This window comes from Streptomyces sp. NPDC088812 (assembly GCF_044750285.1).
Classification (GTDB): Bacteria; Actinomycetota; Actinomycetes; order Streptomycetales; family Streptomycetaceae; genus Streptomyces.
Map to the genome: position 1 here is coordinate 105,797 of NZ_JBIVJP010000029.1, position 10,354 is coordinate 116,150.

The window sequence follows — 10,354 nt, forward strand, 5'->3', positions numbered from 1 at the left end:
AAACATGGCCGTACGAGACATTGAACCGATCTCACTCGACCTGGATCGGCTCGAGCAAATGGCCGAATCCAGCTACTACAATCCGTACACAATTTTCGACTGGCCCGAGAAGATCGAGCCCGAAAAGCCGTGGATGAGTGAGAGTCTGACCACGCTGGCGGGAACGCCGATGTGGGACGAACTCACCCGTGATCAGCAATTGGAGCTGACCAAGTACGAAGCGATCAACTTCTTCAGCCTCAACATCCACGGCATCCGCGAATTGATGAGCGAAGTGGTGATGCGCATCCACGAGCGGGCCTATGCGGACGTCTCGGAGTTTCTGCACCACTTCATCGGCGAAGAGAACGAGCACATGTGGTTCTTCGCCCGGTTCTGCCTGCGGTACGGCGGCAAGCTGTACCCGGCGCAGCCGACGTTACGGGCCGATTCCGTGTCCCACCTCTCGCCAGTGGCCCGTGAGGCGATCATCTTCGCGCGCATCCTGATCTTCGAGGAGATCGTCGACTACTTCAACGCGCACATGGCGACCGACGAGACCCTGCCGCACATCGCCCGCGAGATCAACCGCGTGCACCACCAGGACGAGAGCAGGCACGTCGCGTTCGGCCGGATGATCTTCACCGATCTGCTGGGCCAGGTGGCCAAGCGCGACCCGGCGGAGGTGCCGGCGGTCGCCGCGTACCTGGAGAGCTATCTCCAGTACAGCATCGGCACCCTCTACAACCCCGCCGCCTACCGCGACGCGGGCATCCCGGACGGGCTGGCGCTGCGGCGACGCGCGCTGGCGGACCCCGCCCGGCTGCTGGCGCACGATCAGATCCTGAAGCGGACCAGGAAGTTTCTGACCAGGGCGGGCGCCGGAAAGGAACTGATCGTATGACGGCCGATCCGATGCAGGCCGTCCGGGCCTTCATCCTGGAGCGCAACCCGGCGATCGGCCCGCTGGCCCCCCAGATGGATCTGATCGACAGCCGGGCCATCAACTCCCTGGCCTTCGTCGACTTCATCTTCCTGCTGGAGGAGCTGACCGGCGAGTCGATCGATCCGGAAGATCTGGACCTGGACGACTTCCGCAGCCTCGATGCGATCGAAGCCCGATTCTTCAAGCAGAAGGCAGTGCAATGACCACGACGACCGACAACGGCCTGAAAGTACTCGACGGCGGCCAGCTGCGGTTGTTGCGGGCGATCGACACGGCGTTCCTGCGCCTGGCCCGCACCTGGGAGGCCCCGGAGTACCGGTTCCCGTTCCTGATCGGGAGCAAGGACCTCGACACCTTCGACTACTTCGACAACTTCCCCCATCTGGGACTGGCGGCCACCCGGCTGGATCCGAAGCGCCTCGGGGCCCTGCTGGCCGAAGCGCCCCGGCCGTTGGACCGGATTCCGGCCGAGGTGATGGAGCCGACCGGCTTCGCGCTGCCGTCGGCCGCGTGCTACGCGATCTACCTCGATCTGGCCGGCTCCGACCTGCCCCCGGACGGGACGCTGCGGACCACGCTCGGAACCTGCTTCCGCAACGAGGACCACTACGACGGTCTGCAGCGGCTCCTCGGCTTCTCCATGCGGGAGATCGTCTTCATCGGACCCGAGGACGGGGCCAAGCAGCATCTGCTCCGTGCCAAGGACGCCGTGACGACCCTGTGCGCCGAGCTCGGGCTGGACGTCCATCTGGAGGTCGCCACCGATCCGTTCTTCGACAAGAACGGCGGCAAGGCCAAGATGCAGCGTCTGTTCCCGGTGAAGGAGGAGTTCGTCGTCGACGGGCTGGCAATCGGCTCGGTGAACTACCACCGGAACTTCTTCGGCGAACGGTGCTCGATCCGGGCCGGCGACGACCTGGCGCACACCAGCTGTCTCGCCTTCGGCCTGGAGCGCTGGGTGCACGCCCTGACGGAGCGGTTCGGCAGCGCCGAGGCCGCCGTGTCCGCGGTGGAGCGTCTGGGCTGATGCGGAACACGCTGGCCGGGGTGCTCGGCATCGAAGTGAGCCTGCTCCAGTCGGGCATGGGAGGTGTCGCGGGGCCGGAACTGGCGTGCGCGGTGTCCAACGCCGGCGCGGCGGGCTGCGTGGGCGGCTACAAACTGGTCGGCGACGGGCTGTCGGCCGTGCTCGCCCGACTGACCGCGGGGACCGACCGGCCCGTCGGCGTGAACCTCATTCCGGAGGTGGTCGGGCCACAAGAGCTGGACCGGCAGATCACGCAGGTGCTCGACGAGACGCCCCGGCATGTGTACCTGTCCCTCTTCGGCATGCCGGACGACGCCGTGTTCGATCGGATCAACGCGGCGGGACGGCACCTCGTCGTCCAGGTCGGGACCGTGCAGGACGGTGTGCGGGCCGCCGGACACGGCTCCGTGGTGGTGGCGCAGGGTATCGAGGCGGGCGGCCATCTCCTGGGCGAGGCGAGCCGGGACGCCATGGTCACCGCGTTGCGCGAGGAGCTGCCGGAGGCCTGCATCGTCGCCGCCGGCGGCATCGGATCACCGGCCAAGGCCGCCAGGGTCCTGTCCGCGGGCGCCGACGGCGTACTGCTCGGCACCGCCTTCGTCGTCGCGCACGAGTCGCGGGCCCACTCCTACTTCAAGGGAGCGGTGAGCACCGCCGACGAGACCGACACGGTGATCACCGACGTCTACGAGATCGGGTGGCCGGGCAGGCGTCACCGTGTGCTGGAGACGTCCGCCACCCGCGACGCGAAACAGGCCAGGAAATTCATCGGCCGGACGGTGGTCGAGGGAAAGCCGTATCTGATACCGCGGTTCAGCGCCGCGGCGCCGACGGAGGCGACCAGCGGCCGAATCGAGGAAATGGCGATGTACTGCGGGCTGTCCTGCGGCGCCATTTCCGGCGGACGGCCGGCGGCCGAGATCGTCGCCGACTTCGCTCGCATCCTTCGAGGTGTCGAGATATTCGAAACAGGAACAGGATAGATATTTCATGTCAATCGTCGAGAACATGTCCCGGCTGGATCTGTCATACCGTGACGACGCGCCGCGAATTCGTACCAGGGAGGGCGTGGAGCTCTACTGCGAGTCCCGCGGTGAAGGCACCGTCATCACCCCGCTCCCGAATCTCGTCGCGACCGCGCCGATCTGGCGCGGGTTCACCGAGGAACTGGCCCAGCACCACCGCGTCCTGGTCTACGACCTGGCCAATCACGGGGCCTCCTCGCGGGTCGAGAAGGAGCCGACCTGGGAGGAGCACGCGGCCGATCTGATCGCGATGCTCGACGCGCTGGAGATCGAGTCGACCTATCTGATCGGCTCGTCCACCACCACGGTCTTCGCCCGGGACATGGCGCTGTGGCACCCGGACCGCGTCAAGGGCCTGGTGCTGTCGGGCCCGGTCTTCGGCCCCCAGGGCATGCGCCGCCAGAAGCAGCTGCAGCGGAACTGGCTGCGGACGCTGGAGAGCCACGGTCTCGCGGCCGTGTTCGACCACCTCTACCCCGAGATGTTCAGCTCGGAGATGAACGAGGCGCTCGGCACCCCGGGCTTCCTGGGGCTGCGGGAGGCCTTCATGGCGGTCTCCGACCCGGAGGAGCTGGCCCGGAGCTTCAAGAGCGCCGCGAACGACACCCACAGCCCCGACCTGCCGCCGCGTATCGCCGCACCCACGCTGGTCGTCGTGGGCGACGACGACATCCTGCTGAGCCCGACGGGCGCCCAGGAGCTGGCCGACCAGTTCCAGGACGGCACCTGCCGGATCATGCCGAAGGCCGGGCACCAGCCCTTCTTCGACGACGCCGGGGCCTTCCAGTCGATCATCCTCGAATTCGTCAAGGACGTGGAATCGCGTGTCTGACGGGACACTCGAGGTCCGGCAGCGCATCCGGGTGCTGCTCGTCGATCTGTTCGGCAACGACCGCCTCGTCGGCAATGTGTCGGACACCGTGTCCCTCCGTCAGGCGGGCATGTCCTCCACCGCGCTGGTCAGCCTGCTGGTGGCGATGGAGGACGCGTTCGGCTTCGAATGGGACGAGGACGTCCGGCCCGAGGCGCTCCGCTCGATCGCGTCGCTGGCCGACCACGTCGTGTCGCTGCGTTGACCGAGGCGTACGGAGCGGCGGGGCTGGAGGTTCCTGCCGGCGCGGCTGCGGCGGGCGCATGGGCCCGATGGCGGCCGGTGCACCGGCCGTTCGGGCCGCGTCAGCAGTTCACGGCGGGCCGCCGGGCGGCCTCGGCGGCGCTGGCGGCGGCCGGGGCGGCCGATCGGATCGTCCCCCGTGATCCCGGCGGCCGGCCGCGCTTCCCGCGCGGATTCGCCGGATCCATCTCCCACACCGACCACCTGGCGGTCGCGGTGGTGGTCCCCGGCGCGGCGGCGGTCGGCGTGGACATCGAGAGCGCGGTCATCAGCCCCCGCGTGACCGCGTTCGTCCTGAGCGGACAGGAGCGGCTGCAACTGCTGCCGCCGGCCGGAAAATACACGCCGCGTGAGTTGTTCGCGGCCAAGGAAGCGGCTTTCAAAGCGCTGTCCGGCACCGGGTCCCTGGGCGATTTCCTGTTCTGGCGGATCGAACTGCGCCCGGCCGACGGCGCTTTGACCGCGTCCTACCGCGGAGTTCCGGTGACCGTGTGGATCGACTCCGACGAGGATCTATCGCTCGCCCTGGCCATTTCGCCCGGTTGAGTTCTCCACAATTCACGATCACAGGTGCAATCGTCACTATTTCCTGATCCATCAGATTGGTAGCCTCCCATTTGGCCGACAGAAGGGCCGACAGAAGGCTCGGGGAATGCGCGGCGATCGTGGGGGGCTGGTACGCGTCATGACGAAGCCTAAGGTGCCGAACAGGCTGTTACGGGGACTGCTGGCCGAGGCGGGCTGGACCGAGGACTTCCTCGCCCGTCAGGTCAACGCGGTGGCCGCCGAGTCCGGTGTGGTGATGCGGCTGGACCGGCGGTCGGTGACGCACTGGCTGGCCGGCCGGCGCCCCCGTTCGCCGGTGCCCGAGCTGATCGCCGAGGCGATCTCCCGCGGGCTGCGCCGTCCGGTCGGCCTCGCCGACCTGGGGCTCGCCGGGCCGGCCACCGGTCCGGCCGTCCGGGAGGAGTGGGAGCCGAGACCTCGCTCCCGCGCCGCTGTCGACCGGCCGCCGGACGCCGATGCCCCGCCCCGGGACGTCGGTTCGGTGCTGACCGGCCTGGCGCAGTCCGGCGAGAGCCGTCGTCGGATGCTGTCCGCCACCGCCTACCGCGTCGCCGCTCTCGACGTGCCCGGGTGGGCGCAGGCCGCAGCCGGTCCGCCCGGGCTGCCGCCATGGCCGGACCCGTCGTGCGCGCAGCGGCTGGAGCCGGGGCAGGTGGCCACGGCCGAGCAGATGGTACGGCTCTTCTCCGACCTCGACGACTCCTTCGGCGGCGGCCATGCCCGCGCGGAACTGTCCTGCTATCTGGCCTTCGACATCGCTCCCAGGCTTCATGCCGCCGGGACTCCGGCGCTGCGGCGCAGGTTCTTCACGGCCGCCACGCAGCTCACCTATCTGGCCGCGTTCATGTGCTTCGACGACGGGTGCCACGGGCTGGGCCAGCAGTACTACCGGGCCGCTCTGAGGCTGGCCGGCGAGAACAACGACCCGGCCGGCTACGCCGTCACACTGCGGGGGCTGTCGGTTCAGGCGCAGAGTCTGGGGCACCGTCAGCACGCCGTCGCCCTCGCCGAGTCCGCGGCGACGATCAGCAGGGCCGCCACCGGACCGGCCCGCCAGGCGTTCTTCCTGGGCCAGGTCGCGGTGGCCGCCGCCGCCGCGGGGAACCGGCACCACGCGCTGACCGCGATCTCGGGCGCGGAACGGCGTCTCTCCCAGGCCTGCTCCCGGACGGCGGCGGACGGCGGTGGCGCCATGGGCCGGTACCACCCCGCGTCGCTGGCGAACCAGGAGGCGGCCGTGCGGGCGCTGCTCGGTGACCGTAAGGGAGCGATCGCCACGCTCACCGAGGCCGCCCGCCACCGGCCGCAGCGGGAGCGCCGCTCGCGCGCCCTCGGCCACGCCCGGCTTGCCGGGCTGCATCTGGATCAGGGCGATCTCGACCAGGCCGTCACCGTCTGGCACGCCTTTCTCGACGACTCGACGTTCCTGACGTGCGGGCGCGCCACCACCGCGATGAACGCCCTGCGATCCCGGCTTCATCCGCAGCGCACCCACCGCGCCGTCAAGCAGTTGCTGGTCCGCACCGCCACCGCCTGGACTCCGGAGACGGTGGCCTCGTAAGTGCCGACGACATCCGATGCAGCCATCCGAGGTGAACGATCATGAATCGAACGATGCGGGTGGAGCGCTTCTCCGCCAGCGGGGTCCGGCCGGGGGAGATCGTGGTGGCCACCGGAACAACGCATCCCGAGCGGGGAACGGTCGGCTCGCCCGCGGCTCCGCTGCTCGCCGCGGCGCTGGGACGCGGCGAACCCGATCCCGGCGGACGGCGGATCCGGCTCCATCCGATGGACGGGACAGCGCAGGCCTCCGGCACCGGCGACGCAGTGCTCGTGATGGCCTCCTACCTGGAGCTGGACGGCCGGGCCGTCGGCCTGGGCGCGGCCGCGCACGCGGATGATCGCGCGGCCGTGGACATCTGCGCGGAGCTTGTCGCGCAGTGGGCCGGGCTGATGCGGTCGCGCCGTCTGCTGGTGGCGGCGCCCGAACCCGACTGCGCGGGTGCCCGGGCGGGTGTCGAGGCCACCCTCCGGGCGGCCCGCGAGGCGCGGCGGGACGTGCCGGTGTACGTGTACGGCCGGCCGGTCGCCGCGGTCGACCGGATCGCGCGGCTCACCGAGGCAGGTGTCGCGTTCGCGGACGATCTGGACGCCGTACCGGACAGCGCAGTGGTGGTGTTCCCGCCGCACGGCGTACCCCTGCCGGTGCGGGCGGAGGCCGCCGCACGCGGGCTCAAGGTGGTGGACACGACCTGCCCGCTGGCCGCTCTGGCCCATCGCGACGTCGAGGCCTATGCCCACCGTGGCGACACGGTGGTGCTGATGACCGGGGCCCGCGACACCGCGGGGGAATCGGTGTCGGTGTCGCAGGCCCCGGAGTCGGTGCTGACGATGCGGGATGCCGCGCAGGCGTCCGATCTTCAGCGGTTCGGGGTCGATCCGGAGAGGCTTTCCCTCGTGGTGCAGACCGGGATCTCGGTCGACGACGCGGCCGGGATGATCACTGCGCTGCGCGAGCGCTACCCCCGTGTGCGCGGGCAGCACTACGACGCGCTCTGCTACGCCGCCACCGACCGGGCGGCGGCCGTCCGCTCGGTGGCCGAGGCCGTCGACCTCACGCTGGTGCTGGGGGCCGCCGACGATCCGGACGCCGGTCATCTGGAGGCGGAAGCCGCCGCGGGCGGCCGGGCCGTCCGCCGCCTGGCGGCCGCGGGTGATCTCACGGCCGCCTGGCTGACCGGTGTGAACGCGATCGGCGTGGTTCCCGCCCGGTCGGCCCCCGGGGCGCTGATGCCTCAGGTGCTCGATGCCCTGGCGGGGCTGGGGCCGCTCTCCGTCACCAACCGGGAGGTCAGGACCGGCCCCCGCCCGGGTGTCGGCGGTGCGGGGCCCGGCTTTCCCGTCCTGCCGGGCGGGACCGCCGTCGACGCGTGAGATCCGGTTCATGACGTGGCGTTCGCCGACCGTTCCTCGCCGACTCCGCCGGCCTTGGCTTCGGCCTCCGGCCTGGGCGCCTTGATGTTCGGCAGGGCCAGCGCGATCAGGGAGGCGACCACCATGACACCCGCACAGATCAGGAAGGCGACGCTGTACCCGTGAACGAGCGCCTCGACGGGATCGGAGTCGCCGACCGCGTCGGTGGTCGCGGTGGCGGCGATGGTGGTCAGCACGGCGAGGCCGACGGCTCCGCCGACCTGGCGAGAGGTGTTGAGCAGCCCGGAGGCCGCGCCGGCGTCCTCGGGATCGACGTCGGAGGTGCCGGTGAGCGTGATCGACAGGAGCAGGAAGCCCAGGCCGATGCCGACGATCAGGGTCGGCCCGAGGATATGGGCCAGGAAGACCGGGGGACGGGCGGGCACCGCGGCCAGCCAGGCCATACCGGCCGCGACCACGAGCCCTCCCATGATGATCAGGTTCCGGGGGCCGAGGACGAGGACGAGCTTGCGGGAGACGAAGCCGCCGACGATGACGATGAGGGTCACCGGAACCATGGCCATACCGGCTCGCAGGGCGCTGTAGCCGATGGCCTGCTGCAGGTACAGGGAGATGAAGAAGAAGGACGCGTTGAGGACCACTCCCAGCATGAGCATGATCAGGTTTCCGAGCAGCAGACTGCGCAGTCGGAGCAGCGCCCGGGGGATGAGCGGCTGGGAGCTGGTCAGCTGCACGGCCACGAAGCCCGCGATGAGGACCACCGCCGCGCCGAGGGCGACAAGGACATTGGAGGACCCCCACCCGTCGGCCTCCGCCTGCGAGAGCCCGTAGGTGAGCGCCCCGATGCCCAGCGTCACGCAGAGGCTGCCGGGGAGATCGAGCCGGACCGGCTTGGTGCCGACCCGGGCGGGGAGCAGGCACCAGAGTGCCGCGGCGAACAGCGCGATGCCGGGGGGAATGTTGATGAAGAGCACCCACCGCCAGTTCAGCTCGCTGGTGAGCACGCCGCCGAGGAGTACGCCGGCCGTGCCGGCGAACGCGATGGTGATGCTCCACAGGGCCAGGGCGCGCTGCCGCTGGGTCTCGTCGGTGTGACTCGTGGTGATGAGGCTCAGGCTGGTGGGCGTGAGCGCGGCGGCGCCGACGCCCTGGATGAACCGGGACACGATCAGCATGGTGGGGTCGGTCGCCAGGCCGCCCGTGAGGCTGGCGGCGGTGAAGACGATCATGCCGAACAGGAACACCCGTTTGTGGCCGAACAGGTCGCCCGCCCTGGCGGCCAGCAGCAACAGACCGCCGAGAGTGACCAGGTAGCCGGTGGCGACCCACTGCTGCTGGCCGACCGACATGTCCAGTGCGTCGCGCATCTGCGGCAGCGCCAGCGTGACGATCGTGGTGTCGAGCACCACCATGAAAAGCGCCACGCACGAGATGGCCACCACGACGCCGAGCGGCAGATTCGGCCGCAGGACCGCGGGGGTGGGTGGTGGCTCTAAGGATGCAGACATTGCGCCTCCTGGTGAACGTCGTTCACCGTGAACGTTGTTTACTGTGAACAGCGTTTACGCTAGCTGTATGATTCGGGGGTTGTCAACGATGGAGCGACGCATGCTGCTGCGAAAGGCCGACGTGGTCGAAGGGGCCCTTGGATTTCTCGACGCCGAAGGGCTCGACAGACTGACCATGCGCAAGCTCGGTGCTGCGCTCAACGTGCACGGAGGAGCCCTCTACCGGCACTTCCCGAACAAGGCGGCCCTGCTGGAGGCGATGGCCAACAAGCTCACCGAGGGGGTCGGGGCCCCCTTGCCCGAGGCTCCCTGGCGCGATCAGATCTATGTCCTGGGCCAGCGGTTCCGGACGGCCATGCTGGCGCACCGAGACGGAGCGCGCCTGGTCAGCGGCACCCATGCCACCGGCGCCAACTCGATCACCGCCGGGAGTCTCGTCGTCGACGTCCTCTGCGGCGCGGGCCTGGCCCCCGCCCAGGCCGGATCGCTGGCCTTCTCCCTCTACTACTACGTACTCGGCCACACCATCGACGAACAGAACCAGGCCCACGCGCCGGACGAGGGGTGGCAGAGCGGCGAGAACCAGCTCGCGAGCGCGCTGTCGCCCCAGTACGCGGAGGCCGTCGACTCCCTCATGAACACCGACCCGGCGGAACGGTTCGCGTACGGGCTCAACACCTTCATCGAGGGCGTCGCGAGCCGAATCCCGCCGGCGACCGCTACCGCGCCCCGGGCAACCGCCTCACGCGCGTCCGGTACCGGGCCACGATGACCTGGGCCTCGGTGAGGGCGAACACGTCACCGAGGCACTTGCGGTTCCCGGCGCCGAAGGGCAGGTAGGCGCCCTTGCGCGGAGTGGTCGACATGGTGAGCCACCGGTCCGGCTCGAAGCTGTCGGGGGCGTCGAGGTAGCGGGCGCCCCGGTCCAGCAGGAAGCGGCTGTACGACAGGTCGGTGCCGGCCGGTACGGGCAGCCCACCAAGCGTGGTGTCGACGGCTGGTCGTGCAGTTCCCTCGCCGCGCTCAACGGCCTCCAGTGGGAGCTCCTGCCTCTGGCCCTCCGTCCACGGCCGCGACCTTTGAGCACCGCCCTCTCGGCTTCCGCCACTGCATGAGCACGAGCAGCTGAGCATCGCGTGCGAGCCTTGCCCAAACTCCTTGTCGGCGTCGGTTGAACTTGGACCCACTTTGGGCGGTTGAATTCTGACCCGGTTGGTGGTGGTTCAGTCGTTGTCGGTTGTGTCGGTGGGGACG

General features: G+C 69.9%; 12 protein-coding genes. 10 read left to right on the plus strand and 2 right to left on the minus strand.

The genetic code is table 11. The features are described 5' to 3' along the window. Positions 1-4: 4 nt before the first annotated feature. The 9 genes from ACIP67_RS38175 to ACIP67_RS38215 all read left to right on the plus strand — a co-directional run bounded on the left by ACIP67_RS38175 (position 5) and on the right by ACIP67_RS38215 (position 7,592). The gene (locus tag ACIP67_RS38175) at positions 5-883 is read left to right on the plus strand and encodes a diiron oxygenase (protein WP_401698164.1); all 879 of its coding nucleotides are present in this window, start codon (positions 5-7) and stop codon (positions 881-883) included. Beyond that, positions 880-1,128, plus strand: coding sequence for an acyl carrier protein (locus ACIP67_RS38180; protein ID WP_401698165.1), 249 nt, complete (start codon positions 880-882; stop codon positions 1,126-1,128). The genes ACIP67_RS38175 and ACIP67_RS38180 overlap by 4 nt, the downstream gene beginning before the upstream one ends. After that, positions 1,125-1,952, plus strand: coding sequence for a hypothetical protein (locus tag ACIP67_RS38185; protein ID WP_401698166.1), 828 nt, complete (start codon positions 1,125-1,127; stop codon positions 1,950-1,952). The genes ACIP67_RS38180 and ACIP67_RS38185 overlap by 4 nt, the downstream gene beginning before the upstream one ends. Beyond that, on the plus strand, positions 1,952-2,935 hold the full coding sequence (locus ACIP67_RS38190) for an NAD(P)H-dependent flavin oxidoreductase (protein WP_401698168.1): 984 nt from the start codon (positions 1,952-1,954) through the stop codon (positions 2,933-2,935). Before ACIP67_RS38185 ends, ACIP67_RS38190 begins: the two co-directional genes overlap by 1 nt. A gap of 7 nt (positions 2,936-2,942) precedes the next feature. Further along, positions 2,943-3,809, plus strand: coding sequence for an alpha/beta fold hydrolase (locus ACIP67_RS38195; protein ID WP_401698169.1), 867 nt, complete (start codon positions 2,943-2,945; stop codon positions 3,807-3,809). Next, complete coding sequence (locus ACIP67_RS38200) at positions 3,802-4,053, plus strand: phosphopantetheine-binding protein (RefSeq protein ID WP_401698171.1); 252 nt, start codon at positions 3,802-3,804, stop codon at positions 4,051-4,053. The genes ACIP67_RS38195 and ACIP67_RS38200 overlap by 8 nt, the downstream gene beginning before the upstream one ends. Positions 4,054-4,130: 77 nt before the next feature. Continuing rightward, positions 4,131-4,637: a 4'-phosphopantetheinyl transferase superfamily protein gene (locus ACIP67_RS38205; protein WP_401698172.1), complete on the plus strand. Its 507-nt coding sequence runs from the start codon at positions 4,131-4,133 to the stop codon at positions 4,635-4,637. A gap of 139 nt (positions 4,638-4,776) precedes the next feature. Continuing rightward, positions 4,777-6,219, plus strand: a complete 1,443-nt coding sequence (locus tag ACIP67_RS38210) for a hypothetical protein (protein ID WP_401698174.1) — start codon at positions 4,777-4,779, stop codon at positions 6,217-6,219. 41 nt (positions 6,220-6,260) lie between these two features. After that, on the plus strand, positions 6,261-7,592 hold the full coding sequence (locus ACIP67_RS38215) for a hypothetical protein (RefSeq protein ID WP_401698176.1): 1,332 nt from the start codon (positions 6,261-6,263) through the stop codon (positions 7,590-7,592). Between the two features lie 8 nt (positions 7,593-7,600). Here ACIP67_RS38215 and ACIP67_RS38220 read toward each other — a convergent pair whose 3' ends face one another. Then, positions 7,601-9,100, minus strand: coding sequence for a DHA2 family efflux MFS transporter permease subunit (locus ACIP67_RS38220; RefSeq protein ID WP_401698177.1), 1,500 nt, complete (start codon positions 9,098-9,100; stop codon positions 7,601-7,603). 100 nt (positions 9,101-9,200) lie between these two features. Between ACIP67_RS38220 and ACIP67_RS38225 the strand changes: the two genes are divergently transcribed. Then, the gene (locus ACIP67_RS38225) at positions 9,201-9,872 is read left to right on the plus strand and encodes a TetR/AcrR family transcriptional regulator (protein WP_401698179.1); all 672 of its coding nucleotides are present in this window, start codon (positions 9,201-9,203) and stop codon (positions 9,870-9,872) included. On the opposite strand, the gene ACIP67_RS38230 is transcribed toward ACIP67_RS38225, so the two are convergent. Then, complete coding sequence (locus ACIP67_RS38230; RefSeq protein ID WP_401698180.1) at positions 9,820-10,233, minus strand: cytochrome P450; 414 nt, start codon at positions 10,231-10,233, stop codon at positions 9,820-9,822. The genes ACIP67_RS38225 and ACIP67_RS38230 overlap by 53 nt on opposite strands. Positions 10,234-10,354 lie beyond the last annotated feature (121 nt).